18 protein-coding genes are annotated in these 18,042 nt (G+C 69.8%); 12 read left to right on the top strand and 6 right to left on the bottom strand.

Annotated features, from left to right (window positions below):
• Positions 1 to 81: 81 nt before the first annotated feature.
• The 4 genes from ABEU20_RS22490 to ABEU20_RS22475 all read left to right on the top strand — a co-directional run bounded on the left by ABEU20_RS22490 (position 82) and on the right by ABEU20_RS22475 (position 3,738).
• A complete protein-coding gene (locus tag ABEU20_RS22490) occupies positions 82 to 1,524 on the top strand; it encodes an SDR family NAD(P)-dependent oxidoreductase (protein WP_420166601.1) in 1,443 nt (480 codons plus the stop codon).
• 91 nt (positions 1,525 to 1,615) lie between these two features.
• Positions 1,616 to 2,011 (top strand): universal stress protein, encoded by a 396-nt coding sequence (locus tag ABEU20_RS22485; RefSeq protein WP_420166600.1) that lies wholly within the window; start codon positions 1,616 to 1,618, stop codon positions 2,009 to 2,011.
• 57 nt (positions 2,012 to 2,068) lie between these two features.
• Entirely contained in the window at positions 2,069 to 2,446 is a 378-nt protein-coding gene (locus tag ABEU20_RS22480; protein ID WP_420166599.1) for a DUF2784 domain-containing protein, read from the top strand.
• Positions 2,447 to 2,487: 41 nt separating this feature from the next.
• Positions 2,488 to 3,738, top strand: a complete 1,251-nt coding sequence (locus ABEU20_RS22475; RefSeq protein WP_420166598.1) for a saccharopine dehydrogenase family protein — start codon at positions 2,488 to 2,490, stop codon at positions 3,736 to 3,738.
• A gap of 13 nt (positions 3,739 to 3,751) precedes the next feature.
• On the opposite strand, the gene ABEU20_RS22470 is transcribed toward ABEU20_RS22475, so the two are convergent.
• Positions 3,752 to 4,627, bottom strand: coding sequence for a class II glutamine amidotransferase (locus ABEU20_RS22470; RefSeq protein WP_420166597.1), 876 nt, complete (start codon positions 4,625 to 4,627; stop codon positions 3,752 to 3,754).
• 81 nt (positions 4,628 to 4,708) lie between these two features.
• Positions 4,709 to 5,236, bottom strand: coding sequence for a DinB family protein (locus tag ABEU20_RS22465; RefSeq protein ID WP_420166596.1), 528 nt, complete (start codon positions 5,234 to 5,236; stop codon positions 4,709 to 4,711).
• Between the two features lie 149 nt (positions 5,237 to 5,385).
• Between ABEU20_RS22465 and ABEU20_RS22460 the strand changes: the two genes are divergently transcribed.
• A complete protein-coding gene (locus ABEU20_RS22460; RefSeq protein WP_420166595.1) occupies positions 5,386 to 6,648 on the top strand; it encodes a CoA transferase in 1,263 nt (420 codons plus the stop codon).
• On the opposite strand, the gene ABEU20_RS22455 is transcribed toward ABEU20_RS22460, so the two are convergent.
• Positions 6,600 to 7,310 carry a lysoplasmalogenase gene (locus tag ABEU20_RS22455; protein WP_420166594.1) on the bottom strand — a complete coding sequence of 237 codons (711 nt, stop codon included), beginning with the start codon at positions 7,308 to 7,310 and terminating at the stop codon, positions 6,600 to 6,602. The genes ABEU20_RS22460 and ABEU20_RS22455 overlap by 49 nt on opposite strands.
• 66 nt (positions 7,311 to 7,376) lie before the next feature.
• On the opposite strand from ABEU20_RS22455, the gene ABEU20_RS22450 reads away from it, so the two are divergent.
• From ABEU20_RS22450 to ABEU20_RS22435, 4 genes are all read left to right on the top strand, one after another.
• Positions 7,377 to 7,856 carry an OsmC family protein gene (locus ABEU20_RS22450; protein WP_420166593.1) on the top strand — a complete coding sequence of 160 codons (480 nt, stop codon included), beginning with the start codon at positions 7,377 to 7,379 and terminating at the stop codon, positions 7,854 to 7,856.
• Positions 7,853 to 8,911, top strand: a complete 1,059-nt coding sequence (locus ABEU20_RS22445) for a nucleoside hydrolase (RefSeq protein WP_420166592.1) — start codon at positions 7,853 to 7,855, stop codon at positions 8,909 to 8,911. The genes ABEU20_RS22450 and ABEU20_RS22445 overlap by 4 nt, the downstream gene beginning before the upstream one ends.
• Before the next feature lie 98 nt (positions 8,912 to 9,009).
• Positions 9,010 to 9,690 carry a ScbR family autoregulator-binding transcription factor gene (locus ABEU20_RS22440; RefSeq protein ID WP_420166591.1) on the top strand — a complete coding sequence of 227 codons (681 nt, stop codon included), beginning with the start codon at positions 9,010 to 9,012 and terminating at the stop codon, positions 9,688 to 9,690.
• 150 nt (positions 9,691 to 9,840) lie between these two features.
• Positions 9,841 to 10,278 (top strand): VOC family protein, encoded by a 438-nt coding sequence (locus ABEU20_RS22435; RefSeq protein WP_420166590.1) that lies wholly within the window; start codon positions 9,841 to 9,843, stop codon positions 10,276 to 10,278.
• 73 nt (positions 10,279 to 10,351) lie between these two features.
• Here the strand turns inward: ABEU20_RS22435 and meaB are convergent, their stop codons facing one another.
• Genes meaB through mutA form a run of 3 tightly spaced genes read right to left on the bottom strand, consistent with a single transcriptional unit; the run spans position 10,352 to position 15,535 of the window.
• Positions 10,352 to 11,407, bottom strand: coding sequence for a methylmalonyl Co-A mutase-associated GTPase MeaB (meaB, locus tag ABEU20_RS22430; RefSeq protein WP_420166589.1), 1,056 nt, complete (start codon positions 11,405 to 11,407; stop codon positions 10,352 to 10,354).
• Positions 11,340 to 13,601, bottom strand: coding sequence for a methylmalonyl-CoA mutase (gene scpA / locus ABEU20_RS22425; RefSeq protein ID WP_420166588.1), 2,262 nt, complete (start codon positions 13,599 to 13,601; stop codon positions 11,340 to 11,342). Before scpA ends, meaB begins: the two co-directional genes overlap by 68 nt.
• A 14-nt stretch (positions 13,602 to 13,615) precedes the next feature.
• The gene (mutA, locus tag ABEU20_RS22420; RefSeq protein ID WP_420166587.1) at positions 13,616 to 15,535 is read right to left on the bottom strand and encodes a methylmalonyl-CoA mutase small subunit; all 1,920 of its coding nucleotides are present in this window, start codon (positions 15,533 to 15,535) and stop codon (positions 13,616 to 13,618) included.
• 171 nt (positions 15,536 to 15,706) lie between these two features.
• On the opposite strand from mutA, the gene ABEU20_RS22415 reads away from it, so the two are divergent.
• The 3 genes from ABEU20_RS22415 to ABEU20_RS22405 all read left to right on the top strand — a co-directional run bounded on the left by ABEU20_RS22415 (position 15,707) and on the right by ABEU20_RS22405 (position 17,884).
• A complete protein-coding gene (locus ABEU20_RS22415) occupies positions 15,707 to 16,528 on the top strand; it encodes a PaaI family thioesterase (RefSeq protein WP_420166586.1) in 822 nt (273 codons plus the stop codon).
• 65 nt (positions 16,529 to 16,593) lie between these two features.
• A complete protein-coding gene (locus ABEU20_RS22410; protein ID WP_420166767.1) occupies positions 16,594 to 17,256 on the top strand; it encodes a TVP38/TMEM64 family protein in 663 nt (220 codons plus the stop codon).
• Positions 17,257 to 17,302: 46 nt separating this feature from the next.
• On the top strand, positions 17,303 to 17,884 hold the full coding sequence (locus ABEU20_RS22405) for a hypothetical protein (protein ID WP_420166585.1): 582 nt from the start codon (positions 17,303 to 17,305) through the stop codon (positions 17,882 to 17,884).
• The last annotated feature ends 158 nt before the right edge of the window (positions 17,885 to 18,042 follow it).

Here is an 18,042-nt window from a genome sequence, read left to right as displayed (position 1 = left end):
AATGTCCGGTCGGCCCACCCGCACGGGCATCCGGCCGTCCGCACGAGATCAGAACTGAGCTACCGACCGATGGCACAACCGATGACCAATATCGATCCCGCAGACCTCGACGTCTGCCTGCGGGTGCTGTCGGAGGCATCCGCGCTCGACACCGACCACCCCGATTCCGTCGCACTGCAGCGCGCCGTCGGCAACCTGTTCAAGAAGCTCAAGCGCCGTCGCCGGAACGAGACGCGCGACGCGGTGTCCGAAGCCGATCGCGCGGTCGTCGCGGCCACGGCGACCGGCTCGCCCGATCGCATCGACGACGAGACCGCGGGGATTCTCCTCACATCCAATACCGTCGGCGCCACCGCGGGCACCCTCATCCGTCCCCGCCCGTGCTACATCTGCAAGCAGCGCTACACCGAGGTCGACGCCTTCTACCATCAGCTGTGCCCCGACTGCGCGGCGAGCAGCCACGCCAAGCGGGACCAGCGCACCGATCTCACCGGGCGCCGCGCTCTCCTCACCGGCGGCCGCGCGAAGATCGGCATGTACATCGCGCTGCGCCTGCTGCGCGACGGTGCGCACCTGACGATCACCACGCGCTTCCCGAACGACGCCATCCGCCGATTCAAGGCGATGGAGGACAGCGCCGACTGGATCCACCGCCTGCGGGTGGTCGGCATCGATCTTCGCGATCCCGCCCAGGTGGTCGCGCTGGCCGATTCCGTTGCGGCGCAAGGCCCGCTGGACATCCTCATCAACAACGCCGCGCAGACCGTCCGCCGTTCCCCCGGCGCGTACAGCGCGCTCGCGGACGCCGAGTCCGGACCGCTGCCGGCCGGTGAGCTGCCCGACGTCGTGACGTTCGGCAAGACCAGCGAGGCGCACCCGGCCGCGCTGGCCGGATCGCTGTCCACGGCGGCGCTGACGGCGTCCACGAATCTGACTGCCGACGAGGTCAGTTCGCTCGCCCTCGTCGCGGGTTCCGCGACGCCCGCCCGCATCGAGCAGGGCGTGGCGATCGACGCCGGCGGCCTGCTCCCCGATCTCGCGCACACCAACAGCTGGGTGCAGACGGTCGGCGAGGTCGACCCCATCGAGCTGCTCGAGGTTCAGCTGTGCAACTCGGTCGCGCCGTTCATCCTGGTGTCCCGGCTGCGACCGTCCATGGCGGCAGCTGCGGCCCGACGGAAGTACGTGGTGAACGTCTCCGCGATGGAGGGCCAGTTCAGCCGCGCGTACAAGGGCCCGGGCCACCCGCACACCAACATGGCCAAGGCCGCCTTGAACATGCTCACGCGGACGAGCGCCAAGGAGATGCTCGACGACGGCATCCTCATGACCGCCGTCGACACCGGCTGGATCACCGACGAGCGCCCGCACTACACGAAGCTGCGCCTGGCCGACGAGGGCTTCCACGCCCCGCTCGACCTGGTGGACGGCGCCGCCCGCGTCTACGACCCGATCGTGCAGGGCGAGGCGGGCGTCGATCTGTACGGGTGCTTCCTCAAGGACTTCCAGCCGTCGCCCTGGTGACCACGGAGAGCGACGTGTGCCACACCCGGTTTCCGCGGCGGAGCGGGGATACTGGGTGGGCGTACCGATCACTCCCTGCTCTGGAGGCCTGATGGCGATTGCCGTTGCACACAGCGACAGCCCCGAAGGCCGCGTGGCCATGGTCTACGCCGCGCGGGAGGCGATGCAGCGCCGCGAGCAACTGCTGGTGCTGCACGTCCTCGACGACGCGGGCACCGAATCCGATCTCGAGGCGCTACGCGCCGAGGTGCAGACCGTTCTCGACGGTGGCAGGGTCGGCGAATCCCCCTGGGAGCTGCGGACCTGCGAACACAGCGGCGACCGCGTCGGGGCGTTGGTCGAACTCGTCGGGGCCTGCGGCGCCGGGCTTTTCGTCGCGGGCAGCAAGCGGATGTCGCCGATCGGAAAGTTCCTGCTCGAACGATCGCTGCAGCGCATCCTGCTCGAGGTCGACGTTCCGGTGCTGGTGGTCAAGGAACCGCAGTAGCCTGGATCCAGGATCCACCCACGGAACTCCGTCCCGATATGCCGGGGAGGTGGCGCGGTGCCGTACAGGTTTCTCGTGGACGCCACGGTGCTCGTTCACCTGGCCTTTCTGGCGTACGTCGTGGTCGGTGGCTTCCTGGCCTGGCGGTGGCGGCGGACGATCTGGCTGCACGTCGTCGCCGTCGCGTGGGGATTCGGCACGGTGCTCGTCGGAATGGACTGCCCGCTCACGCACCTCGAGAACTGGGCCCGCGCGAAGGCGGGTGAGCAACAGCTGCCGTCCGACGGTTTCATCGCGCACTACCTGACGGGTGTGCTCTATCCGACGAACGCCGTCGACCTGGTCCGGGCCCTCGTCGCGGTGTGCGTCGTCGCGTCGTGGATCGGCTTCCTGCTCCCCCGGCTTCGCGGTTCCCGAGGCCGCGCGTCGGTGTGACATTCCTCGCACGACTTCTTACCCACCGGTAGGGTCGTCGTATGACTTCCGAACAGCGCACGCGCACGCTCGACGTCGTCGTCTACGGCGCCACCGGATTCGTCGGCCGACTGGTGGCCGACTATCTGGCGCGCAACGCCCCGGCCGGCACCCGCATCGGCCTCGCGGGGCGCTCGATCGACCGGCTCGAACGGATCCGTGCGGGTCTCGGCCCGGCTGCCGCCGACTGGCCGCTGCTGCGCGCGGACGCGGACGACGAACAGTCGCTGCGCGATCTCGCCGCCGCCACCCACGTCGTCGCGACGACCGTCGGCCCCTACGCCAAGTACGGTCTGCCGCTCGTGGGCGCGTGCGCGGAGGCCGGCACCGACTACGTCGATCTCACCGGCGAGACGCCGTTCGCGCGGGAGAGCATCGACCGCTTCCACGACGCCGCCGTCGCGAGCGGGGCCCGCATCGTGCACTCCTGCGGGTTCGACTCGATCCCGTCGGACCTCGGCGTGCACGTCCTGCACCGGCAGGTGCAGGACGACGGCGCCGGCGATCTGACCGACACGACACTGGTGGTGGCGTCGATGCGCGGGGGCGTCAGTGGCGGCACGATCGACTCGCTGCGCACCCAACTCGACGCCACCAAGCGCGATGCCGATCTGCGACGGATCACTGTCTCGCCCTACTCGCTCAGCCCGGACCGGGCGGCCGAACCCGATCTCGGACGGCAACCCGACATGTCTCTCGTACGAGGATCGGACATCGCGCCGGGGCTCGCGGGATGGAAGGCACCCTTCTTCATGGGGCCGTACAACACCCGCGTGGTGCGCCGGTCCAACGCTCTCTCCGGGTATGCGTACGGCAAGCACTTCCGCTACCGCGAGGTGATGAACGTCGGATCCTCGCGCCTCTCCCCGGTGATCGCCGGGGTGGTAGCGGCGGGCACGGGTGCACTGGTCGGAGGCCTGCTGTTCCCGCCGACTCGGTGGGTGCTCGACCGACTGCTGCCCAAGCCGGGGCAGGGACCGAACGAGAAGGCCCGCCGCAACGGACATTTCACGATCGACCTGTACGGCGAGACCACGTCCGGCGCGCGCTACACCGCCCGAGTCGCGGCGCAGGGCGACCCCGGGTACGCGGCGACGGCCGTCATGTTCGGTGAGTCGGCACTCGCCCTCGCGTTGCAGCGCGACGAGCTGCCGGATCGGTCCGGTGTCCTCACGCCCGCGATCGCGATGGGCGACGTCCTGGCGGAGCGCCTGCGGGTCGCGGGTTTCGAGATCCGCACGCGCCGCGCCTGACCGCCGAACGCGTTCAGGTGTCCTGGCGGGTCTGTCCCGTCCCCGCCCGCCCCGCGAAGTCCTCGAGCGCCAACCGGTGGCGTGGTTGCCTGTCGAGGATCATCGTGCGGGTGACCTCCTGCTCCGGGCTCACGTGCAGCAGCTCGCCCGGACACAACGACTCCCAGTCCGGGTCCTCGTCCATCGGTTCGGTCGCGACCACCACCGCGGGCAACGTCGCGAGCGCCCCGGACCGGGCCCGGACGGTGCCGGCGCTGCTGGAGTGCTCGAGATGACGTCGCCCGCTCGGGCCACCCGGACGACGACGCAGCACCATCAGATCATCCGTGTCGGGGTAGCGGAATGCCCACAGGTCGCGCGCCTCGGCGAGCACGAAGTTGAGCGAGAGCACCCGCAGGTTGTCGGCGATCCACCCGACGGCGGCGGCGATCCCGGCGGCGACATCGCCGTCGTGCTCGTCGATGTGCCGGGTGAGCAGCGCGAAGTAGCGTTCGGAGTCGGTGTCCCCGTGCACGAGGTCGCGGTAGTCGCCGAGTTCCGCCTCGAGCGCCGGTAGGTCCTCGATCACCCCGTTGTGCGCGAACAGCCGGCCCTTCTGCTCGAACGGGTGCGTGTCGGCCAGATTGTTCGCGCCGGTGGTGGCGTACCGCACGTGTGCGACGAACGTGGCGGACTCGCGTTCCTTGGCCTCCCACGCGAACCGGCTGTCCTCGTAGGCCGCGACGGGCTGCTTCTCCAACAATGGGGTCCCGTCCTCGGCGAAGGTGCCCAGTCCGGTGCCGTCGGGCATTCGCCGGCTCTGCTGCGCGAGGCTGTCCTGCGCGTCGAGCAACCAGAAGGTGGCGTGCACACGGTGGGGGGCCGCGGACATTCCGAACAGTCGACACATGGTCGTCGTCCTCCTCGCGTCGAGGGCGGTCTCGGACCAGTATGACCGCGCACCCCCACTCGGCGTGCGGGTTCGCCGCCGTCAGAACTCCATGCCGGCGTCGGCCCCCATCTGCATCGTCGTGTTCGCGCCGTCCAACGACTCGCGGATGATGTCCGCGTGCCCGGAATGGTGCGATGTCTCCCGCAGGACGTGCAGCAGCACCCGCCGGGCGGTCCACCACTCCCGCTCGGGGGCCCACGGTGCGGTCGGCAGTGGAACGAGCAGATCGAGATCGTCGAGTTCGCCGACGACGCGCGCCGTCTCCTCGGCCGTCGCCCGATAGTCGGCGAGCAACCCGGCCAGCGTCTCGCCGTCCGCCATGGAGTAGGTCGCCATCGCCGTCTCCATGTCGAACTCGGCGGTCTCGTCGCGCTCGACGATCTTGCGCACCCAGTCCCGTTCGGTGTGGGTCACATGCTTGACCAGTCCGCCGAGCGTCAGATCGCTGACGGTGGAACGGGTGCGGGCCTGCTCGTCGTCGAGTCCCCGGACGGTGATGAGGAAGTTGTGCCGCTGGTCGTCGAGCAGGGCGAGGATGTCGGCGCGTTCGCTGCTGATGTCGCTCATGGTGTGTCGTCCTTCGATCGGAGTGGGTCGAACTCGATGAGAACCACGGTACGAACGATTGCGGTCAGTTTCGGTCCGCAATTGCGCGCTTGCGGAAAACTTCCGGGTCACGGGCGCGACGCGACCCGGCCGGTCCTAGCCTCGACGTCGTGACTACACCGACACATGCGTTCCTGGCGGCGCGGCTGCCCGCGTACGACCTCGCCGTGCACGCGGTGTCCGCGTTCGCGACGGCCGCCGATGCGGTGCGCGCGGCGTCCGGCCGACCGCCCCACCCTGTGACCGTCGATCCGGAGCGGGTCGCCGCCGCCTTCGCAGGCGACAGGATGTTCCGACGCCACGGCGATCCGGTGGCGGGATTCGCGGAGTTGTCGGGGTTCTTCGCCGCCGCCGACGGCTGGATCCGCACGCACGCCAACTATCCGCACCACCGCACCCGTCTGACCCGGGTGCTCGGACTCCCCGACGACTGCGCGCGGGACGAGTTCGCCCGCCACGTCGCGACGCTGCCCGCGGCGGAGGTCGAGGAGCGCGCGGCCGCGAACGGTGCGATCGCCGTCCGCGTCCGCACCGAACGGGAATGGGCGTCGAGCGATCCCGGTGTGGCGGCCGCGGCGGGCCGGCTCGTGACCGTCCGCACCCGGGCCGATCGGTGGGCGCATCGCTCGTCGGGCACGGCGTCGGAGCCGCTGGCCGGGGTGCGAGTCCTGGACCTGACGCGGGTGATCGCCGGGCCGGTCGCCTCACGTGCGCTCGCACTCCTCGGCGCCGACGTGCTGCGAATCGACCCGCCGAATCTGCCCGAGATCGAGTGGCAGCATCTCGAGAACGGCCAGGGGAAGAGGTCGGCGCTGCTCGACCTGCGCGACGCCCGTGGCCTCGCGACGTTCCGGGATCTGCTCTCCCGCGCGGACGTCCTGCTCACCGGCTACCGGCCGGGTGCCGTCGAAGCCCTGATCGGCGACCCCGCCGAGCACCGGCCCGGGCTGATCCACGGCCGGGTCTGCGCGTGGGGCCGCCGCGGGCCCTGGGCCGGCCGGCGCGGATTCGACAGCATCGTGCAGGCCGCGTCGGGCATCGCGCTGATCGAGGGCGACGGACGCCCCGGCGTCCTGCCCGCCCAGGTCCTCGACCACGCGTCCGGCTATCTGCTGGCGTCCGGCGTTCTCGATGGGCTCGCACACCGGCACGACGACGGCGCGGGCCGCGATGTCGACGTCTCCCTCGCCCGGACCGCCGCCTGGCTGCTGGCGGCTCCGGGCCGACGATCGGCGGCGCCGGCAGCGGCCGTTCCGGGCCCCGCCACGGTCGTCACACACGGCGCGATCACCACGGCGCGGCCACCGATCGCGGACCTCGCCGACTACCCGTTCCCGGCGAGGGAGTGGGGCGGCGACGCGGCGGTGTGGTGATCGCGGTCCCGCGCGAGCACGCCCAGCACGACCAGCACCTGTGCGGCGATGTAGGTGGCCATGATCCAGAACCCCTCCGCCGGGGGCGCGAACCAGTCCGCGAACGCGCCCAGGGCGATCATGCCGTCGGATACCAGGAACAGGCCGCCACCGATCGCCGCGGTGCGCCCGACCCCCGCCGACAGCACGGCCATGACGCCGAGTGCGGAGCCGTAGATCAGCGCGGGCACCAGCAGTGCCCCGGCCCCCGGCGCGCACGCGACGACCAACGACGCGACGGCGACCACGTACCCCGCGACCAGCCCGGCGTGTCGCCGAACAGTGCCGTCCCGGTTGTACGGCGCGAACGCGACGATGTAGGTGACCTGGGCCAGCAGGAAGAAGCCCACCATCAGCAGGAACGAGGTGTCGCCGTCTGCCAGGTCCGGCGCGGTGTCCCCGAGCCACGAGAAGCCCAGCGCGACGAGCACGAGGGTCACCAGCCGACTGCGCGGCGCCGACGTGGACAGCCACACGATCGCCGCGAGCACCGGCATGAGGAACCACTGGGTCACGTTCGCGCCCGTGTCCGCGTCGACGAGTTGGGCCACGAGGTGCACGGCCGCAACGAGTGCGAAAACCGTCCACGCGACCCGAATCGGAAGGCTCCGCTGCGACTTCATCGTCACATGGTAGGGCGGGGGCGGCCGGGCGCCGCACGAATCCAGCCGTCGGCCATGATTGCTCGTATGGCCGACCACACCTACGCCCTGGACGTCGCGTGGACCGGAAACCGCGGTTCTGGAACGAGCGGCTACCGCGATTACGACCGCGAACACACGGTGTCCGCTCCCGGCAAGCCGGTGCTGCGGGGCAGCGCAGATCCCGCGTTCCGGGGCGTCCCGGACGCGTGGAATCCGGAGGAACTGTTGGTGGCCGCGCTGTCCCAGTGTCACATGCTCTGGTATCTCTCCCTGGCCGCGAACGCGGGCATCGTCGTCTCGACGTACACCGACCGCCCCACGGGCCGCCTGGAGATGAATCCGGATGGTTCCGGCCAATTCTCCGAGGTGCTGCTGGCCCCGCGGGTCACGGTGGCGGATCCGTCCATGGTCGCGGCGGCGGAGCGCCTCCATGCCGACGCGCACGACAGGTGCTTCATCGCACGATCGGTCAATTTCGTCGTCCGGCATCGTGGCGTCGTCATCGCGGAAGGAGATGTGCGGTGACCGATCGCACCCCACTGATCGTCGACGTCGACACCGGCATCGACGACTCGATCGCGCTGCTGTACCTGCTCGCCCGCGAGGACGCGGAGATCGTCGCGATCCTCTCGACCGCGGGCAATGTGCCCACCGCGCAGGTCGCCGCCAACAATCTGGCCTGGCTGGAGTTGTGCGGCCGCACCGACATCGAGGTCGCGGTCGGCGCCGACGGGCCGCTGTCGGTCCCGCTGCGCACCACCGAGGACACCCACGGGCCGCAGGGCATCGGCTACGCCGTCCTGCCCACCCCCGCCCTGCGCCCGTCCGGACGTTCGGCGGCCGACGCCTGGGTGGAGCTGACACGCGAGCGGCCCGGTGAGCTCGTCGGCCTCGTCACCGGCCCGCTGACGAATCTGGCGCTCGCGATCCGTCGGGATCCCGAACTCCCCCAGCGCCTCCGGAGTCTCGTGGTGATGGGCGGCGCCTTCGAGTACCCGGGCAACACGACGCCCGTCGCGGAGTGGAACGTCTCGGTCGACCCGGAGGCGGCCGCGGAGGTGTTCGCCGCGTTCTCCGCTGTGCCGGCCGAGCGTGCGCCGATCGTGTGCGGGTTGAATCTGACCGAGCGCATCGTCCTGACGCCCGAGCACGTGCGGCGGTTCGCCGAGCTTTCCGGCAGCACCCCGGTGGAGACCATCGGGGTGGACGATCCGGTCGGCACCCGGTCGGCCGCGTCGAATCCTCTGGTACGGCACGTCTCCGATGCCGTGCGCTTCTACTTCGAATTCCATCGCGACCACGCCCAGGGTTTCATCGCGCACCTGCACGATCCCTTCGCGGCGGCCGTGGCACTCGATCCGGCGATCGCCACCTACCGCACCGCCACGGTGGACGTCGAGACCGAGGGGCGGATCACGCGCGGACAAACGGTCGCCGACTGGCACGGAATGTGGGGAAGATCACTCAATGCCCGAATTGCGTGGGATACCGACGAGTCCGCTTTTCTCGAAGACCTGATCACCCGCCTGTCCACCCTCGCGCGGCTGTTCGAGCGGCAATCGGAGCGAACCGACCGGTAGCTCGACACTGGTACCGTTTCGTCGATCTGGATGAGCGTCCAGTCGGGGTTCCGGCAGCGGTCAACCAGGTTGTTCAGTCGGGAAAAAAGGCGGTACACGTGGCACGACAGGCACGCGCCGTGGCAACACGGCAACAGATCATCACCGGTGCAGCTCGCATGTTCGAGCAATCCGGATTCGAGGGAGCGAGCCTCGGCGACATCGTCGACGGTTCGGGAACCACCAAGGGAGCCCTCTACTTCCACTTCCGATCCAAGGACGAGCTCGCACGCGTCGTCATCGAGGAACAACATCGCACATCGATCGAATCGGTTCGATCGGTCGCCGAGAGCGGCGCAAGCGCGCTCCGACAACTCGTCATGGTGTGTCACGAGATGGCACGCCAAATCCTCGACGACCCGGTCGTGCGCGCCGGCATGCGGCTCACGCTCGAGTTCAGCGGATCGAGCGAACCTGCGCAGCCGTACGTCGAATGGATCGCGACTGCCCAAGCGATCGTCGAACACGGCATCGAACAGGGCGAGATCGCGGACACCGTCGACCCGGCCACGCTCGCGCGGTTCGTGATCGGGTCGTTCACCGGCGTCCAACTGGTATCGCAGGTCCTCACCCTGCGCGCCGACATCGAGCAGCGCATCGACGACATGTGGGAGTACCTGCTTCCGGCGATCGCGACGACCGACGATGCGGCGGAACTCGCGGCCATCCGTGCAGCGCGGTGGAAGGCGCCCGTCGACGCCACCGGCGCGGCGGACGACACGTCGACCGGCGACGCCTGAATCCATTCAGCCGGCCCCGCATCCCGAGCCATCCGGGGATGCGGGGTGTCAGGATGCCGCGTGCCCTCCTGCGTTCCAGGCGCAAGGAACGCCCGCGACACCGGCCGAGCTATCTGTGCGGACTGCGAGAATCGGTGCCAGACTGCCCGCATGGACCAACGCATCCACTTCGTGACGCTCGCGACGCCGGACCTCGACGCGGCGCGCACGTTCTACTGCGGAGGGCTCGGGTGGGAAGCTCTGCTCGACGTGCCCGGTGAGATCATCTTCTTCCAGACTGCGCCCGGCACGGTGCTGGGGCTGTTCGATGCCGAGAAGTTCCGTGAAGACATCGGACGACCCGGCACGCACGTGGCGACGTCGGGAATCACCTTCTCCCACAACGTCGACAGCGCGGAGGCGGTCGATGCCCTGGTGGCCGCCGCGGTGCGGGCGGGGGCCGCGCTGGTCAAACATCCACAGCAAGCCGCGTTCGGCGGCTATCACGGGCATTTCGCCGACCCGAACGGCGTGATCTGGGAGATCTGCCACAACCCGGGCTGGAGCGTCGACGCCGACGGGCAGGTGCGGCTGACGACCGACATGTGAGACGGCTACGACGAGGGCCCCGCACCGGCGAACGGTGCGGGGCCCTCGTCGTGGTTCCGACTACGGGGCAGCGTTATTCGGAGCCGTCGAATGCCTCGAGGATCCGGTGCGCCGCCAGGGCCGCCGTGAGCGACCCCTCACGAACCTGTTGCTCGACCTGCCCGCGGATCTTCTTCACCCGCGCGTTCGAGTCGAGTCGGCGCAGCAGCTGATCGTGGATCATCGACCACGTCCAGTCCACCTGCTGCTTCTGGCGCTTGCGTTCGAGTTCACCGGCGTCGCCGAGAACCTTGCGGTGCCGCAGCACCTCGTCCCAGAACTTGTCGACGCCGACGTTCTCGAGGGCACTCATCGTGAGTACCGGGGGCTTCCACAGCGCGTCGTGCGGATAGATCAGCCGCAGCGCCCCGGACAGTTCGCGGGCAGCGACCCGCGCCTCGGTCTCGTGCTTGCCGTCCGCCTTGTTGACGGTGACGATGTCGGCCAGCTCGAGGACACCCTTCTTGATGCCCTGCAACTGGTCACCGGTGCGGGCGAGGGTGAGGAACGTGAACGTGTCGACCATGTTGGCGACCGTCACCTCCGACTGCCCGACACCGACCGTCTCGACCAGGATCACGTCGTAACCGGCAGCCTCGAGGAGCACCATCGTCTCGCGCGTCGCCTTCGCGACACCGCCGAGCGTGCCCGAGGTCGGGGACGGCCGGATGAACGCGTTCGGCTCCACCGACAGGTTCTGCATCCGGGTCTTGTCGCCGAGGATCGAGCCACCGGTGCGGGTCGAGGACGGATCGACCGCGAGGACGGCGACCTTGTGCCCCAACGAGATCAGATGCATCCCGAGGGCCTCGATGGTGGTCGACTTGCCGACGCCGGGGACACCGGTGATGCCTACCCGGATCGCGTTGCCGGCCTGCGGGAGCAGGCGCAGCAGCAACTGCTGCGCCTGCTCCCGGTGATCGGCCCGGGTGGACTCGACGAGGGTGATGGCCTTGGACACATCACTTCGTCGGCCCTCCAGGACCGCGTCACCGAGCGCGGCCAGGTCGAGCGGCGGACGGTTAGTCGGCGGCAATCGGATCGTGTCCCAACTGCTCCGACAGCTTCTGCAGCAGGCCGATGGCCGCATCCGCGAGGACCGTGCCGGGCGGGAAGATCGCCGCCGCACCGGCCTGGTACAGCTCCTCGAAGTCGCCCGGCGGGATGACACCACCGACCACGACCATGATGTCGGGGCGGCCCGCCGCGGCGAGAGCCTCCCGCAGCGCCGGCACCAGCGTGAGGTGACCGGCGGCGAGGGAGGACACACCGACGATGTGGACGTCGGCGTCGGCCGCCTGCTGGGCGACCTCCTCGGGGGTCTGGAACAGCGGTCCCACGTCGACGTCGAAGCCGAGGTCCGCGAAGCCGGTGGAGATCACCTTCTGGCCACGGTCGTGACCGTCCTGGCCCATCTTCGCGACGAGGATGCGGGGACGACGTCCCTCCTCCTCGGCGAACTTCTCGACGAGTGCGATTGCGTTCGAGATGTTGCTCACCTTTCCGGCCTCGTCCCGGTACACACCGCTGATGGTCCGGATCTCGGCCTGGTGGCGCCCGTAGACCCTCTCGAGCGCGTCGGAGATCTCGCCGCCGGTCGCCTTGGCACGCGCGGCGTCGATGGCGAGTGCCAGCAGGTTGTTCTCCATGCCGCCCTCGGTCGAGGCCGCGGCGCGGGTCAGCTCGGCGAGAGCAGCCTGGGTGGCGGCCTCGTCGCGCTCGGCGCGCAACTGCTGCAGCTTGGCGATCTGCTCGGCGCGCACCTTGGTGTTGTCGACCTTGAGGACCTCGATGCTGTCCGGCTCGTCCGGCACGTACTTGTTGACGCCGATCAGCGGCTGCCGGCCGGAGTCGATACGGGCCTGGGTGCGGGCCGCGGCCTCCTCGATGCGGAGCTTCGGGATGCCCTCACCGATGGCCTGCGCCATGCCGCCGGCCTCCTCGACCTCGGCGATGTGGGCACGGGCCCGGTTCGCGAGCTCGTTGGTGAGCCACTCGACGTAGTGCGAGCCACCCCACGGGTCGATCGGACGGACCGTGTTCGACTCCTGCTGGATCAGCAGCTGGGTGTTGCGGGCGATGCGGGCCGAGAAGTCGGTCGGCAGCGCGATCGCCTCGTCGAGCGCGTTGGTGTGCAGCGACTGGGTGTGGCCCTGCGTCGCCGCCATCGCCTCGACACACGTGCGGCCGACGTTGTTGAACACGTCCTGCGCGGTGAGCGACCAGCCGGAGGTCTGCGAGTGGGTGCGCAGCGACAGCGACTTGGAGTTCTTCGGCGCGAACTTCTCGACCAGCTCCGCCCACAGCAGACGCCCGGCGCGGAGCTTGGCGACCTCCATGAAGAAGTTCATGCCGATCGCCCAGAAGAACGACAGACGCGGCGCGAACTTGTCGATGTCCATGCCCGCGTCGAGACCGGCGCGGATGTACTCGATGCCGTCGGCGAGCGTGTACGCCAGCTCCAGGTCGGCGGTCGCACCGGCCTCCTGGATGTGGTAGCCCGAGATGGAGATCGAGTTGAACTTCGGCATCTTCGCCGACGTGTACGCGAAGATGTCGGAGATGATCCGCATCGACGGCTTCGGCGGGTAGATGTACGTGTTACGGACCATGAACTCCTTCAGAATGTCGTTCTGAATGGTTCCGGCCAGCTGCTCGGGTGCGACACCCTGCTCCTCGGCGGCCACGACGTACAGCGCCAGGATCGGCAGCACCGCACCGTTCATGGTCATCGACACCGACACCTGCGACAGGTCGATGCCGTCGAACAGCTGACGCATGTCGAGGATCGAGTCGATCGCGACACCGGCCATGCCGACGTCACCCTGCACACGCGGGTGATCGGAGTCGTAGCCGCGGTGCGTCGCGAGGTCGAACGCGACCGACAGACCCTTCTGACCGGACGCGAGATTGCGGCGGTAGAAGGCGTTGGACTCGGCGGCGGTGGAGAAGCCCGCGTACTGGCGGATGGTCCACGGCTGGTTGACGTACATCGTCGGGTACGGGCCGCGCAGGAACGGGGCCGCGCCCGGGTAGCTGCCCAGCGGGTAGCCCTCGGCCTCGGCGGCGTCCCGGTCGGCCTTGGTGTAGACCGGCTTGACGTCGATGCCCTCGGGCGTCGACCACACCACCTGCTCGGCGGTGTAGTTGTTCGCGGTCGCGAGGTTCTCGACCAGCGCGTCGGCCTGCTCCGCGGTGGGAGCAGCCGGCTGCGGGAACTCCGGGTCCGTCAAGGCGACGTCGGCAAAGCTGCCGATGAGGTGCTTGACCTCGTTCGTTGTCACTTCGATGCTCCCACTCACTTGTTGTCACCGTCGATAGCGCCGAGCAGTTCGGTCAGAGCCGCGACTGCGTCGATGCGAGCGGTCAGGAATCCGTCGGGACGTGCAGCGGCTGCGTCGTCCTTGACGTCGGCGAAGACCTTCTCCGGACCGGCCAGCAGCACCTGCTCGATGCCGGCCTCGCGGAGGGCGGCGACGGCCGCGGCACCCTGCTCGCCGTAGCGCTTGTCGGTGCCACACAGCACCGCGATGGTCGCGCCCGACTCCTTGACGGCCGTGGCGATGCCGCCGTCGGCCGCATCGAGCGGGCCGGGATTGACGGCCTCGATGCCACCGGAGGCGAGGAGGTTCGTCGCGAACGTGGTGCGCACGTTGTGCTCGGCGACCGATCCCAACGGGGCCAGCAACACCTGCGGGCGAGCGCCGTTCGCGGCGAGGAAGGCGTCCGAACGGTCGCGCAGCGCCTCGAACGCGGCGGCGTAGCGGGCGACGGTCACGCCGGCGACGGAGGATCCGGCCTCGGCGGCACTCGCAGGCAACGGGTCCTCACCGAGGTTCGGGAACTCGTTGATGCCCGTGACGGCGGTGCGACGGTGCGCGATGTCGGCGTCGCGAGCGGCCTTGGTGGCGGCGATCCGGTCGGCGACGACACCGGCCGTGAGGGCGGCGCGGTAGCCGCCGGCGGCCTCGATCTGCTGGAAGACGTCCCACGCCTTCTCGGCGAGCTGCTGCGTCAACTGCTCGACGTACCACGAGCCGGCACCCGGATCGAGAACACGACCGAGGTGCGACTCCTCGAGCAGCAGCAGCTGGGTGTTGCGGGCGATGCGCTCGGAGAACGACTTCGAGACGCCGGCGGCACCCGCGGGCAGCGCGACGTCGAACGGCAGGACCGTCACCGAGTCGGCGCCGCCGACACCGGCGCCGAAGGCGGCGAGGGTGGTGCGGAGCATGTTCACCCACGGATCGCGCTGCGACATCATCGCCGCCGAAGTGACCGCGTGCTGGACCGCGCCACCGAACTCGGAGGCACCGCACACCTGCGCGACGCGGGCCCACACCTGACGGCCGGCGCGGAACTTGGCGATGGTCTGGAACTGGTCGTCGGTTGCGGCGAGGCGGAACTCGATCTGGCCCAGGGCCGCCGAGATCGTCAGGCCCCGCTCGGTGAGCGCCCGCAGGTACTCGACACCGGCCGCGACGGCCGCACCGAGTTCCTCGGCGTCGGCGGCACCGGCGTTGTGGAAGGCGGTGCCGTCCACCGTGATCGCGCGGACCGTTTCCGCGCGGGATGCAGCGGCCTCGGCGAGCGCGACGGCCTCGTCCAACTCGACACCGGCGGTACCGGCGAAGGCATCGGTCAGCGGCGAGGCGCCGAGCCCGATACGGACCTGCGCCCGGTCGGCGACGCCGTCACCGGCGGCGCCGCGCGCATCGAGCAGCGCGTAGAGCTTCTGCGCGGCGTCGGCCACGTCCGTGCCGGCGTCCAGGGTCAGCGGCGCCAGATCCAGCAGCACGCCCTCGAGCACGGTTTCGAGCTCCGAGGCGGGGAGGTTCTTGCCGCCCAGCGACAGCGTGAGCGCGCTGACACCGTTCTCGAGGCCGTCGAGGACGGTCCGGTTGACCGCGGCGGCGTCCTGCGCGTCCTGGCCGAAGCGAGCGTTGACCAGCCAACCGGAGTTGACGTCACGGTTGGCGTCGGCGCCACGGACGTACGGGAACTGGCCGGGCAGCGGGGCCTCGGGAAGCTCGTCGCGACCGGAGTACAGCGGCGACACGGTCACGCCGTCGTACGTGGTGGTATCGAGAAGCTTCTGCGGCTCCGGGCCCAGCTCGGCGGCGTCGACTCGACGCGACTTGGCAAGCACGCCGGCGACGGCCTGCTGCCATTCCGAGTAGGCGCGCGCGGCGTCCTCGGCTTGTGAAGCTGGTGACACGGGGCGGCTCCCTCTCACTCTCGTGCGTGATCGCTCGTGGCGAGCGGTCTTCCAATCGGACAAACAATCGGGCAAACAAATGGGACGATTCCCGTCCCCTTGACCTGTGATGCTAACCGCATGTGTCCGGTCGCCGACGTCAGGCCACCCACGGTTCGCTAGCCTCGTTTCATGAGCGCTGCGAACGTGCTGGAAGAAGGTGTGTCGATCACCCCCCAGCGGCTCTTCAGGATGAGCCGTCCGCAGCGCCTCGACGGCGTCAACCGCCTCACCATGGACATCGACGGACATGCGCCGCAAGGCGTCTCCCCCACCGCCACGCTGGGCGTTCTGATCGACGACATCCTCGGGTTCACGCTGTGGGACCGCCGCGGCGATCGCGCCGGTGTGGTGACGGCCGACCTCTCAGTGGACTTCGTCACACCGACCGGTTGGATCGGTCCCGAGGTGGTCGCCGACAGCCGCGCCGTGGCCATCACCCAGGACGGCGGTATCGCGTCGACCGACATCCGGGACGGGGGCGGCACCCTGCTCGCCACCGCGACCGCTTGGGGCAACTTCGTGGACGGAGGCGCCGATCGCAGCTCGACCGTCGTGCGCCCCTCCTCCGCGCCCGGATCGATTCCGGATGCCTCCGTGTCGTCGCTGGTGCGCATCGGGGCCCGGTTCGAGCCCTTCGACGACGGCGCTCGCCTCGTCGTGCCCGCGAATCCGACGCTGGCCAACAAGCTCGGCGTGATGCACGGCGGCATCCAGGCGTGTGCGATCGATCTGGTCGGCAACGCGGCCGTCAGCAGCGCGGACGCACCGATGGACACCGCGTCGATGCGCATCAACTTCTTCCGCCCCGCCCCCGTCGACGCCGACGTCGTGTTCACGGCCGAGGTCGTCCGTGCCGGCCGGTCGGTCGCGGTCGCGCGGGTCACGAGCACCGGCAGCGACGGCCGACCGTGCGCCGTCGCCACCGTCACCTGCCGGCGTCCCAGCCGGTAGACGCGTCGACACCAGCCTCGCGGGTAGTCTGAACGATTGTGATTGCGCGACTGAGGGATCCCCGAGTGCTCGGCGCCCTCGTCGGGCTGGCGGTGCTGTTCGTCGCGGCGGCAATGGTTCCGCATCCGTCGATCGAACAGATCCGGGCGTGGGCGGATTCCGTCGGGCCGCTGTTCCCATTGGTCTTCCTGCTGGTGCACGTCATGGTAACGATCGCGCCCGTGCCGCGAACTCTGTTCACCGTCAGCGCGGGCGTGCTGTTCGGTGCGGCGACCGGCATCGCGGTGACGATGGCGGCCACGACGATCAGTGCGGTGCTCGCCCTGTTGATCGTGCGGGCGATCGGCCGAGACGCCGTCGCCGCGCACCTGACGCATCCCGCGGCCCGCTCGGTGGATGCCCGCCTCGAGCGCCGCGGCTGGCTGGCCGTCGGCTCCATGCGGCTGATCGCGATGATTCCGTTCTCGGTGGTGAACTACTGCTGCGGCGTGTCGTCGGTCCGGGTGTTGCCGTACACGCTCGCGACCATCGCCGGCATCCTGCCCGGCACGGTGGGGGTCGTACTGCTCGGCGACGCGCTGACTGGTGAGACCGACCCGAGACTGCTGGTGGTGTCGGGGATCTGCATCGCGGTGGGGATGCTGGGACTCTTCGTCGACGCCCGCACACCCGTCTCCGTCACTCCGAGCAATGCCAGTCAAGCACAGAACCTGGATTCATCAAAGTAAGGCCCAGAGGCTTGATCTTGCAGTATCAAGCCCATAGCCTTGCTTCATGTTCGTTCTGACCGTCGATCAGCGAGGCAGCCGGCGAGACATCGACCGCGTCGGCCCACTGCTGGACGACCTCGCGGCGCATCCCCTGCTCCGCCCGTTCGAGAGGACCGCGGGAGACGAGGTCCAAGCAGTCGCCGACGATGCCGACACCGTCGTCGATCTCGCGCTCGACCTCGTGCGCCGCGAACACTGGAGCGTCGGCATAGGAGTGGGCGCGGTCGAGGAACCTCTCCCCGCACAGACCCGTGCCGGCCGCGGACCCGCGTTCGAGGCCGCCCGGGACGCCGTGGAACGCGCGAAGAGGACACCGTCCGGGGTCGCCGTGGAGGCCGCGGACCCGCAGGCGGCGGCCGACGCCGACGCCGCCCTCACCCTGCTGGCGCTGCTCGTGTCGCGCAGGACGCCGCAGGGCCACGCCGCGGTGGAGCTCGTGCGACGCGGACTCACCCAGGCGGAGTCCGCGACCGAACTCGGCATCAGCAAGCAGGCCGTCTCGCAGCGCCTCATCGCCGCCGGCTGGCACGCCGAGGTCGCCGGCAGACAGTTGGCCGCACGTCTCCTCGGGAGGGCAGATCGGTGACCGCACTCAGCCTCGTTCTCGTGGCGATCGCCGCGCTGGTCGGCGTGGTCGCCGGTCGGCTGGGGGCGACGTCCGCCCGGGCCGGTACCGCCGCCCGCATCGCGCCCGCCGTCGCCGTTCTCGCACTCGCAGGGGCGGCGCTCGCGGCCACCGCCGCG

This window comes from Rhodococcus parequi (assembly GCF_046042785.1).
GTDB classification, from domain to species: Bacteria; Actinomycetota; Actinomycetes; order Mycobacteriales; family Mycobacteriaceae; genus Prescottella; species Prescottella parequi.
The sequence above is the reverse complement of the archived record's forward strand: the minus strand, read 5'-3'. Positions and strand labels throughout refer to the sequence as shown.

What these genes read in the sequence shown, in the direction of transcription:
- ABEU20_RS22465 (WP_420166596.1), bottom strand. Translation starts at nt 5,236, where the DNA reads ATGAGCGACATCAGCAGCGAACGCGCCGACATCCTCGCCCTGCTCGAC.
- ABEU20_RS22405 (WP_420166585.1), top strand. Translation starts at nt 17,303, where the DNA reads ATGTTCGTTCTGACCGTCGATCAGCGAGGCAGCCGGCGAGACATCGAC.
- ABEU20_RS22450 (WP_420166593.1), top strand. Translation starts at nt 7,377, where the DNA reads ATGGCCGACCACACCTACGCCCTGGACGTCGCGTGGACCGGAAACCGC.
- ABEU20_RS22475 (WP_420166598.1), top strand. Translation starts at nt 2,488, where the DNA reads ATGACTTCCGAACAGCGCACGCGCACGCTCGACGTCGTCGTCTACGGC.
- ABEU20_RS22485 (WP_420166600.1), top strand. Translation starts at nt 1,616, where the DNA reads ATGGCGATTGCCGTTGCACACAGCGACAGCCCCGAAGGCCGCGTGGCC.
- ABEU20_RS22490 (WP_420166601.1), top strand. Translation starts at nt 82, where the DNA reads ATGACCAATATCGATCCCGCAGACCTCGACGTCTGCCTGCGGGTGCTG.
- ABEU20_RS22470 (WP_420166597.1), bottom strand. Translation starts at nt 4,627, where the DNA reads ATGTGTCGACTGTTCGGAATGTCCGCGGCCCCCCACCGTGTGCACGCC.
- meaB (WP_420166589.1), bottom strand. Translation starts at nt 11,407, where the DNA reads ATGCGGCCATCGGCCTGCTGCAGAAGCTGTCGGAGCAGTTGGGACACG.
- ABEU20_RS22455 (WP_420166594.1), bottom strand. Translation starts at nt 7,310, where the DNA reads ATGAAGTCGCAGCGGAGCCTTCCGATTCGGGTCGCGTGGACGGTTTTC.
- ABEU20_RS22415 (WP_420166586.1), top strand. Translation starts at nt 15,707, where the DNA reads ATGAGCGCTGCGAACGTGCTGGAAGAAGGTGTGTCGATCACCCCCCAG.
- ABEU20_RS22435 (WP_420166590.1), top strand. Translation starts at nt 9,841, where the DNA reads ATGGACCAACGCATCCACTTCGTGACGCTCGCGACGCCGGACCTCGAC.